Annotated in this window: 22 protein-coding genes; 5 read left to right on the forward strand and 17 right to left on the reverse strand. The window is 50.5% G+C overall.

All coding sequences use genetic code 11. The annotated features are described in order from the left end of the window. Positions 1–32: 32 nt before the first annotated feature. The 6 genes from ilvB to tgt form a co-directional block, all read right to left on the reverse strand. Entirely contained in the window at positions 33–1,721 is a 1,689-nt protein-coding gene (ilvB, locus tag DWY63_RS06655) for a biosynthetic-type acetolactate synthase large subunit (protein WP_117801681.1), read from the reverse strand. A 95-nt stretch (positions 1,722–1,816) separates the two neighbouring features. After that, positions 1,817–3,478 (reverse strand): dihydroxy-acid dehydratase, encoded by a 1,662-nt coding sequence (gene ilvD / locus DWY63_RS06660; protein WP_117801682.1) that lies wholly within the window; start codon positions 3,476–3,478, stop codon positions 1,817–1,819. 30 nt (positions 3,479–3,508) lie between these two features. After that, positions 3,509–4,594: a 3-isopropylmalate dehydrogenase gene (gene leuB / locus DWY63_RS06665; RefSeq protein WP_117801683.1), complete on the reverse strand. Its 1,086-nt coding sequence runs from the start codon at positions 4,592–4,594 to the stop codon at positions 3,509–3,511. A 63-nt stretch (positions 4,595–4,657) separates the two neighbouring features. Further along, entirely contained in the window at positions 4,658–4,906 is a 249-nt protein-coding gene (locus tag DWY63_RS18140; protein ID WP_117509197.1) for a hypothetical protein, read from the reverse strand. Continuing rightward, a complete protein-coding gene (yajC, locus tag DWY63_RS06675) occupies positions 4,878–5,222 on the reverse strand; it encodes a preprotein translocase subunit YajC (protein ID WP_117509198.1) in 345 nt (114 codons plus the stop codon). Before yajC ends, DWY63_RS18140 begins: the two co-directional genes overlap by 29 nt. Positions 5,223–5,345: 123 nt before the next feature. After that, the gene (tgt, locus tag DWY63_RS06680; protein WP_117801684.1) at positions 5,346–6,482 is read right to left on the reverse strand and encodes a tRNA guanosine(34) transglycosylase Tgt; all 1,137 of its coding nucleotides are present in this window, start codon (positions 6,480–6,482) and stop codon (positions 5,346–5,348) included. A 257-nt stretch (positions 6,483–6,739) separates the two neighbouring features. On the opposite strand from tgt, the gene DWY63_RS06685 reads away from it, so the two are divergent. Further along, positions 6,740–10,993, forward strand: coding sequence for a 2-hydroxyacyl-CoA dehydratase (locus tag DWY63_RS06685; protein WP_117801685.1), 4,254 nt, complete (start codon positions 6,740–6,742; stop codon positions 10,991–10,993). Between the two features lie 115 nt (positions 10,994–11,108). Here the strand turns inward: DWY63_RS06685 and DWY63_RS06690 are convergent, their stop codons facing one another. From DWY63_RS06690 to hisH, 4 genes are read right to left on the reverse strand one after another with little or no spacing between them, the layout of a single operon-like run. After that, a complete protein-coding gene (locus DWY63_RS06690) occupies positions 11,109–12,734 on the reverse strand; it encodes a putative polysaccharide biosynthesis protein (protein WP_117801686.1) in 1,626 nt (541 codons plus the stop codon). Continuing rightward, complete coding sequence (locus tag DWY63_RS06695; RefSeq protein ID WP_055265417.1) at positions 12,727–13,422, reverse strand: uracil-DNA glycosylase; 696 nt, start codon at positions 13,420–13,422, stop codon at positions 12,727–12,729. The genes DWY63_RS06690 and DWY63_RS06695 overlap by 8 nt, the downstream gene beginning before the upstream one ends. A gap of 19 nt (positions 13,423–13,441) precedes the next feature. After that, entirely contained in the window at positions 13,442–14,203 is a 762-nt protein-coding gene (gene hisF, locus DWY63_RS06700) for an imidazole glycerol phosphate synthase subunit HisF (RefSeq protein WP_055265415.1), read from the reverse strand. A gap of 3 nt (positions 14,204–14,206) precedes the next feature. Beyond that, positions 14,207–14,824, reverse strand: a complete 618-nt coding sequence (gene hisH, locus DWY63_RS06705; protein ID WP_055265413.1) for an imidazole glycerol phosphate synthase subunit HisH — start codon at positions 14,822–14,824, stop codon at positions 14,207–14,209. A 278-nt stretch (positions 14,825–15,102) separates the two neighbouring features. Between hisH and DWY63_RS06710 the strand changes: the two genes are divergently transcribed. From DWY63_RS06710 to DWY63_RS06720, 3 genes are all read left to right on the forward strand, one after another. Then, a complete protein-coding gene (locus tag DWY63_RS06710; RefSeq protein WP_055219345.1) occupies positions 15,103–15,582 on the forward strand; it encodes a COG2426 family protein in 480 nt (159 codons plus the stop codon). Positions 15,583–15,904: 322 nt separating this feature from the next. Further along, on the forward strand, positions 15,905–17,344 hold the full coding sequence (locus DWY63_RS06715; protein WP_117801687.1) for a putative DNA modification/repair radical SAM protein: 1,440 nt from the start codon (positions 15,905–15,907) through the stop codon (positions 17,342–17,344). A 99-nt stretch (positions 17,345–17,443) separates the two neighbouring features. After that, positions 17,444–18,211 carry a TIGR03915 family putative DNA repair protein gene (locus tag DWY63_RS06720; RefSeq protein WP_117801688.1) on the forward strand — a complete coding sequence of 256 codons (768 nt, stop codon included), beginning with the start codon at positions 17,444–17,446 and terminating at the stop codon, positions 18,209–18,211. Between the two features lie 4 nt (positions 18,212–18,215). Here the strand turns inward: DWY63_RS06720 and DWY63_RS06725 are convergent, their stop codons facing one another. The 3 genes from DWY63_RS06725 to recQ all read right to left on the reverse strand — a co-directional run bounded on the left by DWY63_RS06725 (position 18,216) and on the right by recQ (position 21,460). Then, a complete protein-coding gene (locus tag DWY63_RS06725) occupies positions 18,216–18,554 on the reverse strand; it encodes a cyclic-di-AMP receptor (protein ID WP_117801689.1) in 339 nt (112 codons plus the stop codon). Positions 18,555–18,691: 137 nt separating this feature from the next. Continuing rightward, positions 18,692–19,573, reverse strand: a complete 882-nt coding sequence (locus DWY63_RS06730) for a hypothetical protein (protein WP_117509205.1) — start codon at positions 19,571–19,573, stop codon at positions 18,692–18,694. A 51-nt stretch (positions 19,574–19,624) separates the two neighbouring features. Then, entirely contained in the window at positions 19,625–21,460 is a 1,836-nt protein-coding gene (gene recQ / locus DWY63_RS06735) for a DNA helicase RecQ (RefSeq protein ID WP_117509420.1), read from the reverse strand. Positions 21,461–21,596: 136 nt separating this feature from the next. On the opposite strand from recQ, the gene DWY63_RS06740 reads away from it, so the two are divergent. Next, positions 21,597–22,490: a polysaccharide deacetylase family protein gene (locus tag DWY63_RS06740; protein WP_243001856.1), complete on the forward strand. Its 894-nt coding sequence runs from the start codon at positions 21,597–21,599 to the stop codon at positions 22,488–22,490. Between the two features lie 19 nt (positions 22,491–22,509). On the opposite strand, the gene DWY63_RS06745 is transcribed toward DWY63_RS06740, so the two are convergent. From DWY63_RS06745 to DWY63_RS06760, 4 genes are all read right to left on the reverse strand, one after another. After that, positions 22,510–23,934, reverse strand: a complete 1,425-nt coding sequence (locus tag DWY63_RS06745) for an alanine/glycine:cation symporter family protein (protein WP_158554960.1) — start codon at positions 23,932–23,934, stop codon at positions 22,510–22,512. A gap of 202 nt (positions 23,935–24,136) precedes the next feature. After that, positions 24,137–24,691 carry a hypothetical protein gene (locus DWY63_RS06750; RefSeq protein ID WP_022461914.1) on the reverse strand — a complete coding sequence of 185 codons (555 nt, stop codon included), beginning with the start codon at positions 24,689–24,691 and terminating at the stop codon, positions 24,137–24,139. Beyond that, a complete protein-coding gene (locus DWY63_RS06755; protein WP_117801690.1) occupies positions 24,688–24,915 on the reverse strand; it encodes a hypothetical protein in 228 nt (75 codons plus the stop codon). Before DWY63_RS06755 ends, DWY63_RS06750 begins: the two co-directional genes overlap by 4 nt. Before the next feature lie 32 nt (positions 24,916–24,947). After that, the gene (locus tag DWY63_RS06760) at positions 24,948–25,859 is read right to left on the reverse strand and encodes a RelA/SpoT domain-containing protein (RefSeq protein ID WP_227093914.1); all 912 of its coding nucleotides are present in this window, start codon (positions 25,857–25,859) and stop codon (positions 24,948–24,950) included. Positions 25,860–25,986 lie beyond the last annotated feature (127 nt).

The raw sequence follows: 25,986 nt of genomic DNA on the forward strand, positions 1-25,986 counted from the left end.
TGAAACTATGATACCCCTTTGTCAGAAATCTGTCAATCCTTTTCTTGCTCCTTTTTTGCCAGATCCTCCGCATCGAAAACATCCTCGATCGGTGCTCCGGCCGGAACCATCGGGAATACCTTCTCATCACAGTCAATCCACACATCGATCAGCGCCGGTTTTCCGCTCTCGATTGCTGCACGGATCGCCGGACCCATCTCCTCTTTTTTTGTCACACGGATTCCCTTTACACCGAGCGCCTCGGCAACCTTCACAAAGTCTGCCTGATCCTGCAGAACCGTGTTGGAATACCGCTTTCCGTAGAACAGAGTCTGCCACTGGCGCACCATACCGAGCACGTGGTTATTGACAACAACCTCAATGACCGGAATGTTATGTCTGGAAAGGGTTGCCAGCTCGTTCATGTTCATACGGAAGCAGCCGTCTCCTGCGATGTTGATGACAACCTTGTCCGGGCGTCCCATTTTTGCGCCCATGGCTGCTCCAAGACCGAATCCCATCGTTCCAAGACCGCCGGAGGTCAGAAGCGTTCTCGGGCTCGTATAACGGTAATACTGCGCCGCCCACATCTGATGCTGTCCGACATCGGTCGTGATGACAGCCTGGCCGTCGGTTGCCTTATAGATCTCCTCGATCACAAACGGTCCGGTAAGGCCTTCTTCATGCTTTAACGGGAATTTTTCTTTCATTGCCTCGATTTCGGCAATCCACTCGTCATGATGCATCGGCTCCAGCTTCGCATTCAGGCGTTTTAAGACTTCTTTGACGTCTCCGATGATGCTCGACTCGACAACAACATTCTTGTTGATTTCTGCCGCATCTACATCGATCTGAACGATTTTCGCGTTGTTTGCAAATTTTGCGGCGTTTCCGGTGACACGATCGGAAAATCTTGCACCGAGCACGATCAGCAGGTCGCACTTCGTCACGCCATAGTTCGATGTTTTTGTTCCGTGCATACCGAGCATACCGGTGTACAGCTGATCAGTTCCCGGGAAAGCGCCTTTTCCCATCAGGGTATCGCAGACCGGCGCCTGTATATGGTGTGCCAGTTCGCGCACTTCCTCGGACGCGCCGGAGATGATACTGCCGCCGCCCACGAAAATATACGGTTTTTTCGACTCCCGAATCAGAGATACAACGTGATCCAGTCCTTCTTCTGTGATTTTTTCGATAGACGGTGCGATTGCTTCCGGTGTCTTTGGCTCATATTCATACGTTGCCGCCGTGACATCTTTCGTGATATCCACCAGAACCGGGCCCGGTCTTCCGCTCTTTGCAATCGAAAACGCACGGCGCAGCGTGTCTGCGAGAACCGTGATATCTTTTACGATCACGCTGTATTTTGTGATCGGCATCGCAACGCCTGCAATGTCAATCTCCTGAAAGCTGTCTTTTCCAAGCAGTGCCTTTCCTACGTTGCAGGTGATGGCTACCATCGGGGTGGAATCCATGTAGGCAGTTGCAATTCCAGTGACAAGATTTGTCGCACCAGGGCCGCTTGTTGCCATACATACGCCTGTTTTTCCGGTCGCACGCGCATACCCGTCTGCCGCATGGGCAGCACCCTGCTCGTGGGAGGTCAGGATGTGGTGGATTTCCGGATGACGGTAAAGCTCATCATAGATATTCAAAATCGTTCCCCCCGGATAGCCGAACACGGTGTCCACGCCCTGCTCCTTCAGGCACTCAATAACAATCTGTGATCCAGTTAATTCCATGTCTGTATGATTCCTTCCTTATCTTTTGGCTTTGTGTATGAAATCAGCCATCCGATGAAAATGCACGTTCGGACGGCTGATATGATTTTTTTCTATTAGAACTCCAGAATGGCTCCCTTATTTGCGCTGGAAACCATCTTTGCGTAGCGTTTCAGATAGCCTGTGGTTACTTTCGGCTCTCTCGGAGTCCATGCAGCTTTTCTGCGTGCCAGCTCTTCATCCGATACGGCAAGCTCCAGCTTGTGCTCTGGAATATTGATGCGGATCAGGTCGCCTTCCTCAACGAGCGCGATCGGACCGCCTTCTGCTGCCTCAGGGCTGACATGACCGATGGATGCACCGCGGGATGCGCCGGAGAAACGGCCGTCTGTAATCAGAGCTACGGAAGAGCCAAGTCCCATACCTGCAATCGCAGAGGTCGGATTCAGCATCTCACGCATACCAGGGCCTCCCTTTGGTCCCTCATAACGGATGACAACAACGTCGCCTGCCACAATCTTGCCGCCGCGGATTGCCTCGATGGCATCCTCCTCACAGTCGAAGACTCTGGCCGGTCCTTCGTGAACCTGCATCTCCGGTACAACGGCAGAACGTTTGACGACTGCGGTATCCGGTGCCAGGTTTCCTTTCAGGACAGCAATACCGCCGGTCTTGCTGTATGGATTTTCTACCGGACGGATGATCTCCGGGTTTTTGTTGACACAGCCTTTGATATTCTCGCCAACGGTCTTTCCGGTTGCGGTCATGCACTCGGTGTGCAGAAGTCCCAGTTTATTCAGCTCGTTCATAACGGCATAAACACCGCCGGCCTCGTTCAGCTCCTCAATGTAGTGGTATCCTGCCGGAGCCAGATGGCAGAGGTTCGGGGTCTTCTCACTGATGGCATTTGCCATCTCCGGATTCAGCTCTACGCCTGCCTCATGCGCGATGGCCGGCAGATGCAGCATACTGTTGGTGGAACATCCAAGTGCCATATCGACGGTCAACGCATTTAAGAATGCTTCTTTTGTCATAATGTCTCTTGGACGGATATTCTGTTTTAACAGCTCCATAACCTGCATACCGGCTCTCTTGGCCAGGCGCAGACGCTCGGAATATACGGCCGGAATCGTTCCGTTTCCTTTCAAGCCCATGCCGAGAACCTCGGTCAGACAGTTCATGCTGTTTGCCGTGTACATACCGGAGCAGGAACCGCAGGTCGGGCATGCATTGCACTCAAAATCATAAACATCTTCCTCTGTCATAGTTCCGGCTGCGTAGGATCCAACCGCCTCGAACATGCTGGAAAGACTTCTCTTCTCACCTTTTACATGGCCGGCAAGCATCGGACCGCCGCTGACAAATACGGTCGGAACATTGACTCTTGCTGCTGCCATCAGAAGGCCAGGTACGTTCTTATCACAGTTCGGGATACATACCAGTGCATCAAACTGGTGAGCCATTGCCATACACTCGGTGGAATCGGCGATCAGGTCACGGGTAACGAGGGAATATTTCATTCCGATGTGGCCCATGGCAATACCGTCACAGACTGCAATGGCCGGGAACACGATCGGTGTTCCGCCTGCCATGGCAACGCCCATTTTTACAGCTTCTGTAATTTTATCCAGGTTCATATGACCCGGTACGATCTCATTGTAGGAGCTTACAATTCCTACGAGCGGTTTTTTCATTTCTTCTTCGGTCAGACCCAGCGCACGCATCAGAGAACGCTGTGGCGCCTGTGCGATTCCTTTTTTTACAGCATCACTTCTCATGATTTTTTCCTCTTTTCTTATCTTACAGTTTTATGCCAGTGCTTTTACCAGCAGATCTCCCATTTCGGATGTAGATACCTGGGTACATCCCTCAGACATAATGTCTACGGTGCGGTATCCGTCTTTTAAAATTTTCTGTACAGCATTTTCGACTGCCTCTGCCTCCTGATCGAGATCCAGGGAATAGCGGAGCATCATGGCTGCGGACAGAACCGTTGCAATCGGGTTTGCGATGTTCTTTCCTGCGATGTCCGGTGCAGAGCCGTGGCTTGGCTCGTACAGACCAAATTTTGTCTCGTTCAGGCTGGCGGAAGAAAGCATTCCGATCGAGCCTGCTACCATACTTGCCTCATCGGAAAGAATATCTCCGAACATGTTCTCGGTCAGAACGACGTCAAACTGGCACGGATTGTGGACGATCTGCATCGCACAGTTGTCGACCAGCATATGCTCTAAGGTAACTTCCGGGTAATCTTTTGCAACATCCTCTACCACGGATCTCCACAGACGGGAGGAATCGAGAACGTTTGCTTTATCTACACTCGTTACTTTTTTCTTTCTCTTCATGGCGATGTCGAATGCACGGATTGCAATGCGGCGGATTTCGGTCTCGCTGTAGGTCAGCGTATCGGTTGCTTTCCGGATGCCGTTTTCTTCTACAGTGCTGCGCTCTCCAAAGTACAGGCCGCCGGTCAGCTCACGCATAATCAGCATGTCGAAGCCCTCGCCGATGATCTCTTCTTTTAACGGGCAGGCATCTTTCAATTCCTGATACAGGTAAGCCGGACGCAGGTTTGCAAACAGACCTAACGATTTCCGGATTTTTAAGAGTCCTGCCTCCGGGCGCTTGTCCGGGCTTAATTTGTACCATGGGGATGTTTTTGCATCTCCCCCGATGGAGCCCATCAGGACAGCGTCGCATTTCTTTGCTTCTTCTATGGTTTCATCTGTCAGCGGCACGCCGTGCACATCAATGGAGGCTCCGCCCAGCAGAAGGTTGGTATATTCAAACTTATGTCCATATTTCTCGCAGACAGCGTCCAGAACTTTTTTTGCTTCCTTTACAATTTCCGGTCCGATTCCGTCACCGTGAATTAATCCAATACGGTATTCCATATCTTTCTCCCTCTTTTCTTCCGGCTGAAAAACCGTTCTATTTTCTCTGCGTCTATAGCATTTCTAAATTATACGCCATTTTTCCGGTAATTTCAACACGAAATTTCTTTGCATCGGACGAAACGCAATAATCTTTTTGCTTTTTTGCCATTTAAAAGAAAAATACGCGGCATTTTTCCCCGTTTTCGCCGTGTTCCGCCGAAGAAGTTTCGGGGGCGAAAAAAACGCAGGCATTCGTTCTTTTTGAATACCTGCGTTTTTCCTGGCTTTTCGCCGTGTGAAATTATTTTTTCTTTTCTGTTTTCTCTTCAACGACTGCTGTCTCCGGTTTTTCAACCTCTGTGATGGCTGTTTTGCGCATCGGGATACGGCAGTTTTTGTTGTTTCCGAACTCTACGATGACATCGTCGTCTGTGATATCGATGACTACGCCGTAGAAACCGCTTGTTGTGATGACTGCATCGCCGACTGCGAGGTCATTCAGCATTGCCTGCAGTTTTTTCTGCTCTTTCTTCTGCGGGCGGATCATTAAGAAATACATCATACCGAACATGATGACCAGCCACATAATTAACATACCAGTGCTCATCACACCGCTGTTTGCTGCTGTTGTTGTTGCTAAAAACATTTTCTTTCCTCCTGTTATTCGAGAGTACATCCCGTTCTTTAGACACACCTATCATAATACACAATCCGGAACCGATGGGCAAGTCTTTTTCGGATATTTTCCAAAGATTTCATACTTTCCCGATTACTTTTTGTCGTATTCCTCAAATCCTGCGAGTTTTGCCCGTTTGTAGGAAGCAAAATTGCCCTCGTCCAGCGCGGTCCGGATTTCTGTCATCATATTGTTGTAGAAATACAGGTTGTGCAGAACACAGAGCCGCATGCCGAGCATCTCTTTTGCTTTCAGCAGATGACGGATGTAGGCTCTGCTGTAGTGACGGCACGCCGGGCACTGGCAGCCTTCCTCGATCGGACGCGAATCCAATTCGTATTTCTGGTTGAACAAATTCATTTTTCCATGATTTGTATAAACGTGACCGTGACGTCCGTTCCGGCTCGGATATACACAGTCGAAGAAATCAACGCCGCGCTCTACACCCTCGAGAATATTGGCCGGTGTTCCGACACCCATCAGATATGTCGGTTTTTCTTTTGGCAGATGCGGAACCACTTCATCGAGAATATGATACATCTCCTCGTGTGTCTCTCCTACCGCAAGACCGCCGACGGCATATCCGTCAAGATCCATCTCGGAAATCCGTTTTGCATGATCGATACGGATATCTTCATAGATTGCTCCCTGATTGATACCAAACAGCAGCTGGTGCTTGTTGATGGTATCCTCTCTCTGGTTCAGTTCCTGCATTTTATCCTTACATCGCTGCAGCCATCTTGCCGTACGGTCCACGGAATTCTGCACATAACGGCGGTCTGCCACACTCGATGGGCACTCGTCGAAGGCCATCGCAATCGTGGATGCCAGATTGGACTGGATCTGCATACTCTCCTCCGGTCCCATGAAGATCTTTCTTCCGTCTACGTGGGAGTGGAAATAAACACCCTCCTCCTTGATTTTCCGAAGGCCTGCAAGAGAGAATACCTGGAATCCGCCGGAGTCGGTCAGGATCGGTTTATCCCAGACCATAAACTTGTGGAGTCCGCCCATCTTCTTTACAACCTCGTCGCCCGGACGCACGTGGAGGTGGTACGTGTTGGAGAGCTCTACCTGCGTGCCGATCTGCTGGAGATCCTCAGTGGAAACGGCTCCCTTGATCGCTGCCGCGGTTCCGACATTCATGAATACCGGTGTCTCAATATTGCCGTGCACGGTTTCCATGTGGGCGCGCTTCGCTCTTCCTTCCATTTTCAGAATTTTATACATAACGCTTTTCATCCTTTCTCATGATCCCTGCCGCCTGTTTTTCATGCAGGGCATACTATTTTTAGTATACAGGCAAAACCCGTTTTTGACAATGCCTGAATTTTATTTTTCTGCCTTTTTTCCCTCCTGGTTTCTCCATTTTTCACAAGGACTTTATACTTTTTTCGTAAGACATCGCCCTTTTTCCAATTGTATTTCCTTATTTTTTGTCGTATAATGTGTTGAGATTGTTTCTTATTATAAAAGGAGTTTGATTCATGACTGATAAAAAATATACTCTCGGAATCGACATCGGTTCCACCACTGTTAAAATTGCGATTCTCGACGAAGAGAACCAGCTTCTCTTTGCCGATTACGAGCGCCATTTTGCAAACATTCAGGAAACCCTTGCCCACCTGCTCGGGGAAGCACACGAAAAGCTGGGCGAACTGACCCTGCAGCCGGTCATCACCGGTTCCGGCGGACTTGCGCTTGCCAACCACCTCGGCATCCCGTTCACGCAGGAAGTTATCGCGGTTTCCACTTCGTTAAAAGCACTCGCTCCGCAGACCGACGTTGCCATCGAGCTCGGCGGTGAGGATGCCAAGATCATCTATTTTGAGGGCGGCAATGTGGAGCAGCGTATGAACGGTATCTGCGCCGGCGGCACCGGTTCTTTCATCGACCAGATGGCTTCTCTTCTGCAGACCGATGCAACCGGACTCAACGAATACGCGAAGCATTACCAGGCGATTTATCCGATCGCAGCACGCTGCGGTGTATTCGCAAAAACCGATATCCAGCCGCTCATCAACGATGGTGCAACAAAAGAGGATCTTTCCGCTTCCATTTTCCAGGCAGTTGTCAACCAGACCATTTCTGGTCTTGCCTGCGGTAAACCGATCCGCGGCCACGTTGCCTTTCTCGGCGGCCCGCTGCACTTCCTCTCGGAATTAAAGACAGCATTCGTCCGTACCTTAAAACTGGATGACGAGCATACAATCGTACCGGACAACTCCCACCTGTTTGCAGCCATCGGTTCTGCGATGAATGCAGACGGAAAAACCGAAATTTCCCTTCTCGCACTGAAAAAACGGCTCGAAGAGAAAGTTGCTATCGATTTTGAGGTTGCCCGTCTTGAGCCGCTGTTTAAAGATCAGGCCGAGTATGACGAATTTCTGGCGCGCCAGAGTGTCAACAACGTCGTGACCGCCGATCTTTCCACCTACGAAGGAAACTGCTATCTCGGTATTGATGCCGGTTCCACGACGACCAAAGCTGCTCTCGTCGGCGAAGACGGTGCTCTTCTCTATTCCTTCTACAGCAACAACCACGGAAATCCGCTCGGCACATCGATCCGCGCGATCCAGGAGATCTACTCCAAACTGCCGGATTCCGCACAGATCGCCTGGTCCTGTTCGACCGGTTACGGCGAGGCGCTCATCAAAGCTGCACTGATGCTGGACGAGGGTGAGGTAGAGACGATTTCCCATTATTACGCTGCCGCATTCTTCGATCCGGAAGTCGACTGTATTCTCGACATCGGCGGCCAGGATATGAAGTGCATCAAGATCAAAAACGGCACCGTAGACAGCGTACAGCTGAACGAGGCATGTTCCTCCGGCTGCGGTTCCTTCATCGAGACGTTCGCGCAGTCCCTGAACTACAGCGTGCAGGATTTCGCGCATGAGGCGCTGTTTGCAAAACACCCGATCGATCTTGGTACCCGCTGTACCGTATTTATGAATTCCAAGGTAAAACAGGCGCAGAAAGAGGGCGCATCCGTCGCCGATATTTCTGCCGGACTTGCCTGCTCCGTTATTAAAAACGCATTATATAAGGTAATTAAAGTTTCGGATGCCACCGAGCTGGGACGCCACATCGTCGTACAGGGCGGTACGTTCTACAACGACGCTGTTCTCCGAAGCTTTGAGCGGATCGCCAACTGCGAAGCCATCCGCCCGGACATCGCCGGCATCATGGGTGCGTTCGGTGCGGCGCTGATCGCAAGAGAGCGCTACTCCGCCGATCAGGAGACCACGATGCTCTCCATTGAAAAGATCAACGAGCTGAAATATTCGACCACGATGGCAAACTGTAAGGGATGTACGAACAGCTGCCGTCTGACCATCAACAAATTCTCCGGCGGCCGTCAGTACATCAGCGGAAACCGCTGCGAGCGCGGTATCGGAAAAGAGAAAAACAAAGATCATATTCCGAACCTGTTCGAATACAAATACAAACGGATCTTCGGCTACCAGCCGCTGCCGCAGGATGAAGCGATCCGCGGAGAGGTCGGCATTCCGAGAGTCCTCAATATGTTTGAGAATTATCCGTTCTGGTACACCTTCTTTACGCGGCTGAAATACCGCGTGGTACTCTCTCCGACCTCGAGCCGCAAGATCTACGAGCTCGGTATTGAGTCGATTCCAAGTGAATCCGAGTGCTATCCGGCCAAACTGGCGCACGGCCATGTGACCTGGCTCTTACGCCACGGTGTGAAGTTCATCTTCTACCCGTGTATCCCGTACGAGCGCACCGAGTTCCCGGAAGCCATCAACCACTACAACTGCCCGATCGTTACCTCATATGCGGAAAATATCAAAAACAACGTGGACGAGCTGCAGGACGATTCCATTACGTTCCGCAATCCGTTCCTTGCGTTTACGAGTGAAAAGGTGCTTGCCGATGGTCTTGTCAAAGAGTTCTCCGGTCTGCCGGAGGATGAAGTCCGTGTTGCTGTTCATGCCGGATGGGAAGAGCTTGGCGCTGCAAGACGCGATATGCAGAAAAAAGGCGAGGAAACGCTTCAGTATATGAAAGAAACCGGCCGCAGAGGCATCGTGCTTGCCGGCCGGCCGTACCACATCGATCCGGAAATCCATCACGGTATCCCGGATATGATCAACTCCTACGGACTGTGCGTGTTGACGGAGGACTCTGTTTCCCATCTGGCACCGCTCGAGCGTCCGCTCCGTGTCAATGACCAGTGGATGTACCACACCCGTCTGTATGCAGCTGCAAACTATGTAAAGACACGCGACGATCTTGACCTGATTCAGCTGAACTCGTTCGGCTGCGGTCTCGACGCCGTTACCACCGATGAGGTTTATGAGATTCTGACCAGAAGCGGCAAGATTTATACCTGCCTGAAGATTGATGAGGTCAACAACCTCGGCGCTGCCAGAATCCGTGTCCGCTCTCTGCTCGCTGCCCTCCGTGCACATGACCGGAAACAGGCGGTACGCGAGATTCTTCCGTCCTCGATCCAGAAACCGGTCTTCACGAAAGAAATGCGGAAAGACTACACCATCCTCTGCCCGCAGATGTCACCGATCCACTTCTCGATTCTGCAGCCGGCGTTCAACGCAGCCGGATACAATCTGGAAGTGCTTCCGAACGACAACAAAGAGGCGGTTGATGTCGGACTGAAATACGTCAACAACGATGCCTGCTATCCGTCTCTGATGGTAGTCGGACAGATTATGCAGGCGCTGCTCTCCGGCAAGTATGACCTGAACAAAGTGGCTGTCATCATGAGCCAGACCGGCGGCGGCTGCCGTGCTTCGAACTACATCGGATTTATCCGCCGTGCGCTGGAGAAGGCCGATATGACGCAGATTCCGGTCATCTCGATTAACTTGAGCGGTCTGGAGGAAAATCCGGGCTTTAAGATTACACCGGATCTTGCGATCCGTCTCTGCTATGCGGCAGAATTCGGCGATATCATGATGAAATGTATTTACCGGATGCGTCCTTATGAGCAGAAGAAGGGTACAACAGACCGGATTCATCAGAAATGGGAAAAGATCTGTATTGATTTTATTTCAGCAAAACGCTTAAGCCATACCCGCTTCAAACAGATCTGCCGCACGATGATTCGCGATTTCGACCACATTCCGATCACCGATGAAAAGAAACCGCGTGTCGGTATTGTCGGCGAGATTCTTGTTAAGTTCCTTCCGGCGGCTAACAACCATCTGGCGGAGCTGCTTGAGAGTGAAGGCGCGGAACCGGTTGTCCCGGATCTGATCGACTTCTTCTGTTACTGCTTCTACAATACGAACTTCAAGGTAGAGCACCTGGGATTCAAAAAAAGTTCTTCGATGCTGGGAAATACCGGTATTAAACTGATCAATTGGCTGCGCAGTGCGGCGGTTGCGGAGTTCAAGAAGAGTGAGCATTTTGATCCACCGGCCGATGTGCGGGATCTGGCAAAATATGCTTCCCCGATTGTATCCTGTGGTAACCAGACCGGTGAGGGATGGTTCCTGACGGGCGAGATGATGGAGCTGATTCACAGTGATGTTTACAACATCGTCTGTATCCAGCCGTTTGCATGCCTGCCGAACCACATTGTTGGTAAGGGTGTGATTAAGGCAATCCGTAAGGAGTATCCGAAGGCAAATATCGTGGCTGTCGACTACGATCCCGGTGCTTCGGAGGTGAATCAGCTGAACCGTATTAAACTGATGCTTTCTACTGCAAATAAGAATCTGAAGCAGAAATTGCGTGAAGAAAAAGACGTGTAAATTTACATAGTTTCAAGCAAAGCGGATATTCGCAATCCGCTTTGCTATTTGCTTGATTCAGTTAACCGAAAAGGCGGTCAGAGTCGAAAAACTCTGACCGCCTTTTCTATTGGTTTTAGCGGTAAATCCGCAGGATACGGAGAACCTTTACCAGTTTTGTTCCCATTGGCATGCGGCGCATTTCGGCCTCGGTTGTCCCGGTTACAACCACAAAAGCAATCAAATATACAACAATTGCAATCAGGATTGCGATCAGCATGCTGATGGATGGGCGTTTGGTGATGGCAAAGAGCCCATAGTAAACAACCCAGGTTACGACGCCCATGATTGCAGCTGCAATCAATGGTTTTACGTAGGTGTTTTTGAATTCGTTGCGGAAATTCAAGTGTTTGCGGATTGATAGATTATTTAGTATGCACATGCTTAAGGAAAACAGGATTCCCGCAAAGACAACAGCATAGATATTTGTCTTCGGGAAGACTGCGAGAATCAAAGCCAGGATGGCAAGATCCATTCCAAGGGAAATGGCAGCGTTGTGCAGGGCTTTTTTCTGCTGGCCGATGGACTGCAGGACGCTGTTGGTAATGGTGGACAGTGCCGAAAACACAACTGAGACTGCACCCATCATCAACAGTTTGCCGGAAAGGCTCGAGCTTGACGGGAACAGAACTCCTGTGATCGGGAATGCCAGGACGCCAAGACCGACAGCTGCCGGGATGGAGATGAACATCGTCAGACGGATCGTCTCAAGAATCTTGTCGTTTGCCTCATCGAGATCACCGGTCGCATAACACGAGGATACCTCCGGCATCATCGCGGATGCGGATGCACTTGCCATAGCAAGCGGGACGTTGATCAGGGTAACATAATAGTTGGAAAACTCTCCATATGCGGCATTCAGTGCTTTCTGATTCTCTCCGTGCCATCCGAGGATGGTGAAGAACAGGTAATTGTCCAGGTAAGCGTTGCAGTTATAAATAAAGGTCGTAAAGATAACCGGTGTTACCATCAGAAAAAGAACCTGAAAAATTTCGCGGTAGGATTCTTCGCGGTGGCGCGTGTCCTTTGCCACTTTCCGCAGAATGGTTTTCCGATTTACGCCATAGACAATCAACATGAAGCAGAGGCCTGCCAGGACACCGGCTCCTGTTCCGAGGGTTCCGCCGGCGGCACCGAATTTGGCATGTTCGGTATCGTTTGTCGCGAACTGCTGGATGAAGAACCAGGCGGCGCCAATACTGAATGCGGCGTTGAATACCTGCTCGATGATCTGTGAAATTGAGGTCGGAATCATCGTGCTGTGGGCCTGGAAATAGCCACGCAGAACGCCGAGAACAGCCGAGAAAAAGATCGTCGGCGCCAATACACGCAGGGCGAGGAGTGCATTCTGCTGGTTATACGGCAGAAGGAATTTCCCGCCAAAGAATGCCACCAGTGCAGCAACTCCACCTACGATCACGGCGTAAAGAAGGGCACCGTGGAACACGCGATGTGCATTTCGGTACTCTTTTAATGCCAGACGTTCGGATACGATTTTTGACACTGCCATCGGAATACTATAGGAGGAGATCAGAAGCAGAATCGTATACAGATTACTCGCCGTACTGTAATAGCCAAGTCCCTCATTTCCAATCGTTTCGCCGAGCGGTGACCGGTATAAAAGACCGATCACACGTGAGATAATCGTTGCCGCCATTAAAATAGAAGTATTTCTCAATAATGTATTTTTCTTTTTACTCATGCTTTTGCTCCCGTATTACGTTTTCGATCTGCCAGTCAATCGGCGCAAGACCGTTTTCTTCCAGATATTCGTTTGTTCTGGAAAACGGATGGCTGCCGAAAAATCCACGGTATGCAGAGAGCGGACTCGGATGAGCGGACATCAGCACCAGATGTTTCGGATTGTGGATCATCTCTTTTTTGCGCTGTGCGGGACGTCCCCAGAGGATGAATACCATCGGGCGGTCCTGCCCGGCGAGCACTTTGATTGCCGCGTCCGTGAACTGCTCCCAGCCGATTTCCTTGTGGGAATTTGCCTGATGCGCACGCACAGTCAGCACCGTGTTCAGCATCAGAACACCCTGCCGTGCCCATTTTTCGAGATAACCGTTGTTCGGGATGTAGCATCCCAGATCGTCTTCGAGTTCCTTGTAAATATTGACCAGAGACGGCGGAATGTCTACTTCCGGTTTTACGGAAAAGCAGAGTCCGTGCGCCTGTCCCGGCTCGTGGTACGGATCCTGGCCTAAGATGACCACTTTTACCTGCTCGAGCGGGGTAAAGTGGAACGCATTGAAAATATCATCAGCCGGCGGGTAAATAGTGCGGGTTTTGTACTCCGCTCCCACCGTCTGAAACAGTTTTTTATAATAATCTTTGGAGAATTCTCCTTTCAGGGCATTGGCCCAGCTTCCGCTAAGAGGCGGCATATCGTTTTCTCCCTTCCTTTTACAGGCGGACCGGCACATTGCGGCCTGCCAGATATTCTTTGACTTCACGAATTTCCAGTTCTTTGTAGTGGAACAGAGATGCGGCAAGTGCGGCATCGGCTTTTCCTTCGGTTAAAGCGTCATAGAAATGCTCCAGCGTTCCTGCGCCGCCGGATGCGATGACCGGAATGCCGACACTTTCTGCGATGGTTCTTGTCAGCTCAATATCATACCCTGCCTTTGTTCCGTCACAGTCCATGCTGGTGAGCAGGATTTCTCCGGCGCCAAGGCTTTCTGCTTTTTTTGCCCACGCAACGGCATCGATGCCGACATCAATGCGGCCGCCGTTTTTATAGATATTCCAGCCGCTTCCGTCCGCTCTTTTCTTTGCATCGATCGCAACGACCACGCACTGGCTGCCGAATTTCTGTGCCGCGTCGTGGATGAGCTGCGGATTGTTGATGGCAGAGGAGTTGATCGAGATTTTATCGGCTCCTTCGCGGAGCAGCATCTTGAAATCATCCACGGTACGGATTCCGCCGCCAACGGTGAATGGGATAAAAACGTTTGCTGCTACTTTGCGTACCATATCAACGACGGTTCCTCTCTGATCGGAGGAAGCAGTGATATCAAGAAAAACAACTTCATCGGCTCCTGCCTTGTCGTACGCTTTTGCGATCTCCACCGGGTCACCGGCATCTTTTAAATCGACGAAATTAACGCCTTTTACGACTCTTCCGTTTTTTACATCCAGGCATGGGATAATTCGTTTTGTAAACATCCGTCAGTCCTCCTCTCCAATTTCCGCAAAATTTTTCAGAATGGCAAGCCCAAGATCTGAGCTCTTTTCCGGGTGGAACTGGCAGGCGAACAGATTTTCTTTTTCCACAGATGCATGGATGTGTGTACTGTACTCTGTCGTTGCTTTTACAATTTCCTCCTCTTCTGCTTTCAGATAGTAGGAGTGGACAAAGTAAACATACGATTCCTGCGGGATGCCTTTGAATAAGCGTCCACCGTTCTGCAGATGGATGGAATTCCAGCCCATGTGCGGAATCTTTAAGCCCTCTTTGTCCGGAATCCGGAGAATTTCTCCTTTTAACAGACCAAGGCCTGCAACGCCCGGGCTCTCTTCGCTGCGTTCAAACAGGATCTGAAGCCCGAGACAGATTCCAAGAAACGGAGTCCCTTTTTCTACGATTTCATGAATAACCGGCACCAGATGATAGCGGTTCAGATTTTCCATCGCATCTCCAAAGCTGCCGACACCCGGCAGAACGACGTGATCTGCGCGTTTTAACACGTCTGGATCCCTGGTCAGTACAACCTCTTTTCCAAGGCTTTGAAAGGCTTTTTCCACGCTTTTTATATTTCCGGCATCATAATCGATCAGTGCAATCATAGGTGGGTCCTCCTCGTTTGTTATTTCAGTCCACGCCCCCTGTCATTGGGTGCATCTCTGCTGTTCTTTTGCAAACAGTACACTTCATTCTAACATACCGTTTTCTAAAATTCAAATTTTGAAGGTTATAAAATTATACAAAAATACAGAAATTCTTAAGATTTCTTTTACTCCCGCTCTTTTCTTTCTTTTTATACTGGACAAATGACAGGCATCACGCTACAATAAGAGCGTTGCACTAAGAAACGATAACACTTTGTAAAAAACGAGAGGTGTATATGATTACCAAATATCTGATTGTATTTTTGATTTCCATGGTTCCGCTCATCGAGCTGCGTGGTGCGATTCCGTACGCGGTAGCTTTCCATATTCCGACGCTTCCGGCCTATCTGATCGCCGTCATCGGAAATATGCTTCCGGTTCCGGTTATTTTCCTGTTCGCTCGAAAGGTTCTTGTCTGGGGATGTGATAAAAAGTATATCGGAAAGTTCTTCACCTGGTGTCTGGAAAAAGGCGAAAAAGGCGGGGAAAAACTGAAAGCAAAAGCCGGCCGCGGACTTCCGCTCGCCCTGCTGCTCTTCGTCGGCATCCCGCTCCCGGGAACCGGCGCATGGACTGGCACACTGGCCGCAAGTATCCTCGATATGGACTTTAAGACCAGCGTTCTCGCCGTCATGGGCGGTGTTCTCCTTGCAAGCGTCATCATGCTGCTTGCAAGTTCCGGCGTATTCGGGGCAATTGGGGCGCTTCTGGCGTAAACGGCTCTGCTTCCGTTTCAATTCCATAAAATTTGGCTTACAGCCGCACAGATTTGTTTTTCCGATCTGTGCGGCTGTTTTTGTATAACTTTTTTCTAACAGAAATTTTCCCTGCTGTTTCTTGTTCACGTTTTTCCGGATCGAATTCTGTTTCTTTTCTTCCAGTATTTTCTTGTACTATTTTCATTTTTTCTCTTGAACATTCGTTCGATTTGTGTTACACTTCTTTTATCGAACAGTTGTTCTTTTCATAAAATACCTGTTATCTTATTGTTTTACTTTTATTCGTATTCATTTGGACATAGAAAGGAATTTTTCTGCCATGCAGTTATCATCACAAACACTTTCTCTCTCCGAGAAGCTGAATCTTCTCGCTGACGCGGCCAAATACGACGTTGCGTGCACTTCCAGCGGTGTGAACCGTGCCGGAAAACAGGGACATCTCGGCAATTCGGTCTCCTGCGGTATCTGCCACAGCTTTTCTTCCGACGGACGCTGTATCTCTCTGTTGAAAATTCTGCAGAGCAACGACTGTATCTACGACTGTAAATACTGCGTCAACCGCGCCGGGAATGACCGGCAGCGCGCCACGTTTACACCGGAGGAGGTCTGTACACTCGTCACGGAATTTTATCGCCGAAACTATATTGAGGGACTCTTTTTAAGTTCCGCCGTCTGCAAAAATCCTGCCCATACGATGGAACTCATGTACCGCACTCTGCATCTTTTACGTAATCGTTACCGCTTTAACGGCTACATCCACGTCAAAGCTATCCCGGGCGCACCCGCCGATCTGATCGAAAAGACCGGCTATCTCGCCGACCGCATGAGCGTCAATCTGGAACTCCCGACCGGAGAAGGGCTGCAGAAACTGGCCCCGCAGAAGACACAGAAAGCGATTTTAAAACCCATGCGCCAGATCCAGTCCGGTATTGTAGATTACCGGCTGACCGCAGGGAAAAGCGCTTTTTTAGAGCGTTCCTCGGGAAACCGCTATCTCTACCACTCCATTTTCGATACACGAAAGCAGATTTCCGCCTCCGCTGCCGATCTGGGCTGGATCTCTTCCTCCTCCGCGCGGTCACTGCCGGAAAAGGAACGCTCTGCTCCCTTCGTTCCTGCCGGCCAGAGCACGCAGATGATCATCGGTGCGACAAAGGAAAACGATTACCAGCTTCTCTCCACCTCACAGCTTCTCTACCAGCAGTATGACCTGAAGCGCGTCTTTTACTCCGCCTACATTCCGGTCAACGAGGATTCCGCCCTGCCCTCACGTGAAACCAAGCCGCCGCTTCTTCGGGAACACCGCCTTTATCAGGCAGACTGGCTGCTCCGCTTCTACGGTTTTCAGGCGGATGAACTGCTCGATGAAGCCCACCCGAACTTTCATGCACAGCTCGACCCGAAATGCGACTGGGCACTGCGCCATATGGAGCTGTTTCCGGTGGAGATCAACACGGCTGAGTATGCCGACCTTCTGCGCGTTCCCGGCATCGGGCCGAAATCGGCCATGCGGATTGTAAAGAGCCGCAGAAGCTCCCATCTTTCCTTTGAGCACCTGAAAAAGATCGGTGTGGTGCTGAAACGCGCCAAATATTTTATCACCTGCGAGGGAAAAATGATGTATCACATGCGGCTGGAACAGCAGTTTCTGACCCGGCAGCTCACGGGAGAGGAAGCCGCCTCCAACTGGGAGGTTTCCCATCCGGAACAGTATCAGCAGCTTTCTCTGTTCGATGCTGCCGTACCTGGGCATATATAATCCCGGGCGTTCTTCTCACGGAAAAGCCTTTTTGCTGTATCTGCGCTTTTTTGCAGAAGGCTGTTGTCTGTATCAATTGATTTCAGAAAGGATTTTATTATGACTGTTTACACCTGCAGTCCGGATCTTGCGTCGATCCTGACCTGCATCTATGAAGCCTGGAATTCCCGTCTCGGCTACCGCAATGTACGGCTGATGACGGAACCAGTCGGCAATCTGGAGCTGTTCTGCGATTACTGCCATGTTGAGCCGGACACAGAAAAAGCCGCCAGCGTCACGCAATCCATTCAAAAGAAGATCGGCGCAGCAGCCTGGCGGCTCGTCTATCTCTGTGCAATGTCCGAGAGAAGCGACGCTCCCGACGTCATTTATCGTTTTCTGCTCTACGGCTTTTCCTATGGAAAGGATACCCTGCATATGCTGCAGGAACCGGCGGTATTCCACGCTTTTGAAGTTTCCCGTCAGGTCACAAATGAAGCGCATTCGTTCCGGGAATTTATCCGTTTTGCAAATATTTCCTCCGGTTTTCCGATCCTGGTCTCGCATATTTCCCCGAAAGCCAATGTGCTGACCCTGGTCGCTCCCCATTTTTCTGACCGGCTCCCCTCAGAAAACTGGATGATTCTCGATGATAACCGGCAGCTTGCTGTCGTGCATCCCGCTGACCGGCCCTTTTATCTGACCCGTCTTTCTCCGGATGAAATAGAACGCCTTTCCCTCACGGAATCCACTTCGGACCCTTACGAAGAACTCTGGAAAGGATTTTTCACCGCAATTGCCATCAAAGAGCGTTCCAATCCCGACTGTCAGCGTACGCATCTGCCGCTCCACTACCGGGATCATATGCCGGAATTTAAAAATCTTTAGAGTCTTAGAATTTTTCCAGCTGTTCCATGTTCAGCACAAACACAGTACAGCCTCCTGCCTGGGTATCAATCGGAACAGAGTAATTTCCGCCCGGGCAGAAGTTTCCGCTTTCCATCGGGGTGGCCGCATAGGTAACTGTTTTCCGAAGCCCTGCTTCCTGTTTTAAGATCGCAAGCACAGCGTCGAGCTTATGATCATCGGTTCCGATCAGCAGTGTTGTGTTCTTCTCCTTCAGGAAACCGCCGGTCGTGGCAAGCTCCGTCACAAAAAAGCCTTTTTTGTTCAACTCGGCAATGGTGTCTGCCTCGTCCTCTTTCCGTAATACAGCAACAATTAACTTCATACAAATTCCTCCTCGCATCCTCCGGTCAAACGGATTCTGATTTTTGAAAAGTCAGCTGCTTATGCCGTATGGCACATTGCATTTTTCTGTTTTCACAGTAAAAATAGCATAATGTCACGGAAAAAGAAAGTCTTTTTTTACTTTTTCACTTCAAATCCGTATGACACGGTTCCATTTTCGAATACCGCGTCCACTTCGTAGATGTAGCCGGCCTCGGCTCCCGGAATGCTCCAGCTCTCCGCATGCTCCACAGAAACGCTTTCTCCCTCCGGGTAACCATTGCCAAAGTTCTGCCCCCGGTCTTCGGCCGGCCATCTTTCTGCTGTGACAGAATCCGGCTCCTCCGAGAAGACAAGCTCCAGATCGGTTTTTCCTTCGTCATTTGCTGTATGCAGATCACTCAGTTCCGTCCATTCCAGAATGAACGCACTGTCCGCAACGACGTTCTGACCATTGCCGTCCTCATCAACATAAGACCAGGTATAACCTCCCTGTGTTGCCATAGCTGTCACCTGGGCATTTGGCTGTGTGTAGCACAGATTCAGAAACGGAATTTCCGATGGATCCTTTTCCGGCAGAATCTGGGAAAGTTCCTCATCGAATTTTTCTGCATCCGCCTCCGTACCGCCGCTGATTCTCATAATACGGCTGATACCCGGATATTGTCCCGGATAGGAGTTCAGCATAATACCGTCGCCCTCCACTTGAAGAAAATCTCCTTTTTTGATCTCGGACGGATCAATAGCATTTCCATTTTCATCGTAAAGTGTGTCGGACGGTGTATGTGTCACATAGATGTTTCCGTGTTCCAGATCTCCCAGGTACCATAACCCGGAATCTTCTGCAAGAAATACGGCTTTCTGTACTTCTTCTGCCCTATTGCTGTCCGCTGCAGTACTTGCTGTATCTGCATTCAGATTTCGGTCCCGTTCCGTTTTCATATAGATTCCGCCTCCAATCAGCACGGCGGCAACTACAACACCGGTCACTCCAAAAATAACTGCGTTTTCTTTTTTCATAAGCGTATTCTTCCTTTCCTGTTGTTTTCCCGTTTTTTTACACGACTTGTTTTATCTTTCTGCAAGACATGCAAGAAACGGTTCCCCGTACTTTTCAAATTTGCTCTCGCCGACACCAGAGACCGCCAGCATTTCCTCTTTGTTGGACGGTTTCTCCATCGCCATCTGGATCAGTGTTTTATCCGAGAAGATAATATACGGAGGCACTTTATGCTCCTTTGCAAGCTCCATCCGGAGTGCCCGCAGTTTTTCGAATACCGCGGCCTCCTCGTTGGAAAGATCCTTTGCCGCTGCCGAGGTTTTTGTCTTTGTCTTCTCTTTTGCGGCTTTCGGAATCCGTTTTTCTTCTTTTGCCATCTTCATCAGCATCGTGCCGTCCTCATCCAGCAGCTCCGCCGCTTTTGGCAACAGGCGCACAATGCTGTATGTGTCGGCCGTTACATAGAGATATTCCCGGACCTGCAGTTCATTTAAGATCTGCCGCAGCCGGTAGACCGGCTCTTTTGCCAGTTCCCCGTAATGGGAGTTTTCATCCATGCGGTACTGGCGGATTTTCGCGGTATTCGCACCGTGCAGGGTATCGAGAATCACCGTCGTGCCGTAGCGCTGACGGCATTCCCGCACACAGCCAAGGATTGCCTTTGCCGCCGCTGTCACATCCACCGTTTCAAATTCCGAGAGGCAGTTGGAACAGTTTCCACAGTAATTGGAACCGTATTCCCCGAAATACCGCAGGATATAATCTCTGAGGCACTCATGGGTGAAACAGTAAAACGTCATTTTCTTCAGCCGTTCCTCCTCCCGCTGACGGATCAGCGCTGTCGTCTCGGGATCCTCACTCTCCTGCGCCATGTTTTCGATAAAAAACTGGTTTGTGATCACATCCTGTCCCGCATACAGCAGAATACATTCCGCCGGAAGGCCGTCCCTGCCTGCTCGTCCGGCCTCCTGATAATAGCTTTCCATGTTTTTCGGCATATTATAATGGATGACGTACCGCACATTCGATTTATCGATTCCCATACCAAAAGCGTTTGTCGCTACCATGATCTGCTTCCGGTCATAAATAAAATCTTCCTGGTTTTCCTTCCGTTCCAGGTCAGAGAGACCCGCATGGTATCTTGTGACAGAATATCCTTTCTGCTCGAGTTTCTCACAGACCTCCTCCACATTTTTTCTGGTCAGACAGTAAATAATTCCGCAGTCCGCCTCGTGCTCTGCAAGGAATGATTCCACGGCTGCGAATTTATCTTTCGGCTGCTGTACCGTAAATTTCAGATTTTTCCGGTCAAAGCCTGTGACCAGACGTACCGGATCACGCAAAGACAGCAGTGCTTCGATATCATCCCGTACCTCTTTTGTTGCCGTTGCCGTAAAGGCACCGATCACCGGCCGTGCGGGAAGCTGCTCGACAAACTCTGTGATTTTCAGGTAGCTTGGGCGGAAATCCTGACCCCACTGGGAAATACAGTGTGCCTCATCAACACTAATCATCGAAATTTCCATCGACTGCACCGCGCACAAAAATTCCGGTGTCAGAAGGCGTTCCGGGGCGACATAAATAATCTTGTACCGGCCCTCCATGGCAAAGCCGAGTGCCTTCCGGTACTGCGCCGCACTTAAGGAGCTGTTCAGAAACGCAGCGTGAATCCCCGCCTGGTTCAGGGTCGATACCTGATCCTTCATCAGAGAAATCAACGGTGATACCACCAGGGTAATTCCTGGCAGCAGAAGCGCCGGAATCTGATAACACAGCGATTTTCCTGCTCCGGTCGGCATGATGCCGAGCACGTCCTGTCCGTTCAGAAGCGCATCCACCAGCATCTCCTGCCCCTCCCGGAAGGAATCGTAACCGAAGTACTTTTTTAAAACCTCATATTTTGTCATCTTGTTTTTCTCTGCCCTTTCCATCCACTCTACCTCCATTGTGACATAGATTGCAGGTAAAGTCAAACAGATGTGTGCCGCATGTTTTCTTTCATCCATACATATATTGTCTCAAAAAGTCCTGGAGGGGGATTTTATGCGTTCTCTTTCACCCCTTTCCCGCCGGATCCTGAAAAAAGCCGGTATCGCCGCCGCTTTTTTCTGCTCCGCTTTCCTTTTTGGCTCTGTTCTGTCCCACTTTACCTGCCGCGCGCTCCGAAAGGCAGCCCCAGTTTTTCTCTCTGCTGCGCCGGAGACACCTGTTTCTTCCGTTTCGATGCCCGTCCTCTCCTCTGCTGCCGAAAACTGGGGGCTCTCCTTCCCGGAAAAAGGGAAGACTCCCGTCGGCAATGCTACATCCGAAGAGCTTGCCGCCTACAACGCCTGGTTTGCCGCTTCACCGGAAGAAAACATCATCTATCTGACGTTTGACTGCGGCTATGAAAACGGCAACACCCCGGCGATCCTTGACGCACTCCAGAAGCATCAGGCACCCGCAGCGTTCTTTGTCGTCGGCAATTTTCTCTCCGACCAGCCGGATCTTGTCAAACGCATGGCGGCAGAAGGCCATATCGTCGGAAACCACACCTGGTCGCACCCGGATATGTCCAAAATCTCCACGCAGGAAGCCTTCTCCGAAGAACTGAACCGAGTCTCCACTCTTTATCAGGAGACCACCGGCCAGGAAATGGTGAAATTTTACCGCCCGCCGCAGGGAAAATACAGCACACAGAACCTGCAGATGGCAAAGGACCTCGGATACCATACGTTTTTCTGGAGTCTCGCCTATGTAGACTGGTACCAGGATCAGCAGCCAACCCACGAGGAGGCTTTCAAAAAGTTGACCGGACGCATTCATCCCGGTGCCATCGTCCTGCTTCATAATACCTCATCCACCAACGCGGAGATTCTCGATGAGCTGCTGACGAAATGGGAAGAAATGGGATATTCTTTCGGCTCTCTCGATCAGCTCGCATCGAAATCTGCCTGAGGACCGGAAATACGGTTTCTCATGTATTTCTATCTTTCTTTTGTTCTGCTTTTTTTATCCTGCTTTCAAACCGGAATGCCTCCTCTTTTACTTCCTTCCAGAGCCGCAGCACACAGAGCAGATTCGGCACCGCCATGCAGGCATTGGCAAGCTCCGCAAAATTCCAGACCGTTTCCGCCATGCAGACGCACCCGGCAAACGCTGCAAAGCAGAAGAAAACACGGTAAACCATTCCGAAGCTATCCTTTTTCACCAGCCAGAGAAACGCCTGCTCCCCCTGGTATGCCCAGCCGGCCATCGTTGCAAATGCGAACAGCAGAATCCCGACCGCGACAACATAGCCTCCCGCCGGTCCGAACACACTTTCAAAGGCCTGAATTACCATCGCCGCTCCATCCGCTTTTTCCGCCTCCAGTATCCCCTCTGCCGCCCCGGTCACTCCAACGGCAAGGCCGGTCACAAGACAGATCACCATGGTATCAACGAACACACCTGTCATGCTGATGTACCCCTGCCGCACGGGATCGTCGGTCTGTGCCGCCGCAGCACTGATTCCGCCTGCTCCAAGCCCTGCTTCATTCGAAAACACACCGCGGGAAATTCCATACCGCAAGGCCGGCGGCAGCAGGGAAATTCCCGCGCCCACCGCTCCTCCCGATACCGCCCGGAAAGAAAACGCGTCCCGTACTATCGCAAGCAGTGTCCGCGGAAGCTCTCCGGCGTGCAGACCGATTACCATTCCTGCCCCGCCCAGATAAAAGAGTGCCATTCCCGGTACCAGCACCTCCGCCGCTTTTGCAATGGAACGCAGTCCGCCTGTCACCACGAGCAGAAGAAGAATCGTCAGCACCAACGCGCTTTTTTCTCTTGCCACGCCAAACGTATCCTGCATCGCCAGCGCAATCGAGTTTGCCTGCGTCATATTGCCCATTCCGAGAGATACCAGCACGGTGCTTCCGGCAAAAAACACAGCCAGCATCTTCGCCAGCCGCTCCCCCGGAAATGCTCTGGTCAGCGTCACCATCGGACCGCCGCAGTATGTTCCGTCTTTTCTTTGCATCCGGTACTGCACCGAGAGAAAACTCTCAGAAAATTTCAAAGCAAGTCCCACAACCGCCGCCAGCATCATCCATCCCAGTGCTCCCGGTCCTCCAAGCGCCATTGCGGAGGCAACCCCCACGATATTGCCCGTCCCGATCTCCGCCGCAAGTTCCGTCATCAGCGATGCGAACGGCGAAACTCCCGCTTCTGTTTTCTCCCCGCTGTACCTCGCCTCACGGCCGAATGCTGTACGAAGTGCAAAGAACAACCGTCGAATGGGTAGCGCGCGAAGCTGGATGGTCAGAAAAATGCCTGTCCCAAGCAGCAGAAAAAGAAGCGGCGGTCCCCAGGCGGCTGCATTCACCGCTTTTAGAAATGCATTGATTTTTTCGAGCGTGGCCATATCCATTCCTCCCTGTACAAAGTTCCAAAGGAAAGCAGTTCCCGTCCCTCCATTGTTAAACGGTTTTCTGTCCATGCATCGCAATGTTTTCTCTGCACTTTATGCAGCACCGCACAAAAAAAGAACCCGACAGCAGCCTTACGACCCGTCCGGTTCTTTCGATCTTCATCTTATTTTGTTGTATTCCGCTTCCGCCCGTTTTTCAGGACTCCTGCTCCTTTAAATCATCCGCCACGAGAACACCCGCTTTGAAGCCCATCAGCATCATCTCGAGCATTTCCGCATCGTAATTGCGGTATTTCAGGTAATAAAACAGCGAATCGAGATAATTCAGAAAGCCTTTTTTCGTCTCCGGACTTAAAATCACCCGTTTTCCGTCGCCCATCAGATATTTGGCAATCCGGGAAAAGACGAACTTTTCGTTCAGAAATGCCATCGCATCCGATGTCTCATCCTCCACCAGGATCTGGATCGGTTTTCTCCGCAGCAGCCAGTAGGTCTCATAGGAGATCACTTTCAATGAATTGATATGCTTTGCCTGATGAAAATGTTTCAGGCGGGAAATATCTGTGAAATAGTCCAGCACTGCATGGCTCAACAGCGACTCGCTGATCTGAATTTTCTCGCGGATGCCGAGACTCTTGGCAAATTCCTCGATTTCTTCGTAAAAAACAGCGTAACGGCTCTGGATTACTTCCTCGGAAAATTCTTCCAGAAGTCCGTCGTAGTTTGTGTATATTTTTTCTATTGTATTCATTTTTCCTCCCCGGGCAGATTCAGGATTTCATAGCAGAGTTTCGTCCGGACAAAGTCTGTATATTCGGTCATCTCGCGTTTTTCCATTGTTCCGTAGCGGATCGGCGAGTTATTTCCCATCAGATGTTTTCGGATTTTTCCGGCTTTGACTGCCGCCATCATATTCTCCGCAGAGTCCTCTGCTGCATGAGAGAAGCCCATGCGGCCCGTGTTTCTTCCATCCATTTTTTATCCTTTCCCATGTCTGAAAAGCAGTTTTATTCTTTCAGTATGCTCCAGACGGCATCATCCATCGTATGAATTTCGTTCAGATCGCGTTTTTCCACCGCTGCCTTGACCTGCGGTTTTAATTCACGCTTGCGCACGATCGTTTCCTTGCTCTGGAACTTCTCATCCGGCACAACCTGGAGACGGCGGTAGAACGATCCCATCTCATCTCCCATGCCCGCCAGACGGTTCAGCAGCTCGGAAAACTCTGTCAGCATGGCGTTTCCCTTGCGCCGCGGATAAAGAATGCTGTGGTCAATCTCTCCCCAGCCCTCCTCGAACAGCGTCTTAATCTGAATTTCAATGTAGACGCCGCGGTAAACGACAATGTAATGCACCGCACGGTAATGTTTCCGGTCCAGAATGTTCTCCTCCGGAATCCAGTTCACATAAATATCGGCGTAATCGCCAAGTCTTGTATGGACTTTCGGCGGCTCTGCCATATAGCCCGATGCGTTCTGGTCGTAGTCACGGCCGTAATCACGGATGTATTTTTCCGGATCGTTTTTAAACCAGTGGATAATGTATTTATGGAAGTTTACCCAGTCCTCCCGATACAGCAAGAGTCCCCGGATTCCGATCAGGTCTGTCACATAACGCATGTAGTTTGCCGCATCCATTTTCCGGTATTTTGCATAATTTTCCAGACGCTTGCGCACCAGCTTTTCCACCAGGTGTTCGGTGTCCTTCAGGCGGCTGTGGTACGACTGCAGTCCGATCTCTTTTTCCTTGTCCTGCAGAAATTCTGCTACGAATTCTTTTCGGATCTTTTCCAGCGTCGGCCGGCGCCGTTCATAATCATCCGCAATTTCCAGCAGTTCTTCCCAGGAAATATCTGCCTCTTCAAATTCCTGCGGCAGAATCCCAAATTTCTGCAGAAACTCGCCCTTTGTCAGATACACGTAGATTCCTCGCTCTCTTTGTCAATTCAACGTACAGGTTTCTTTTTTTTCAGAACGCACCCCGGAGAAACCCGGCCCCGCTGCGTTCTGACGCACCGGAGAGATTATAGCACATTCATCCCCGCTT

It is taken from the genome of Blautia sp. AF26-2 (assembly GCF_003460955.1).
GTDB classification, from domain to species: Bacteria; Bacillota; Clostridia; order Lachnospirales; family Lachnospiraceae; genus Fusicatenibacter; species Fusicatenibacter saccharivorans.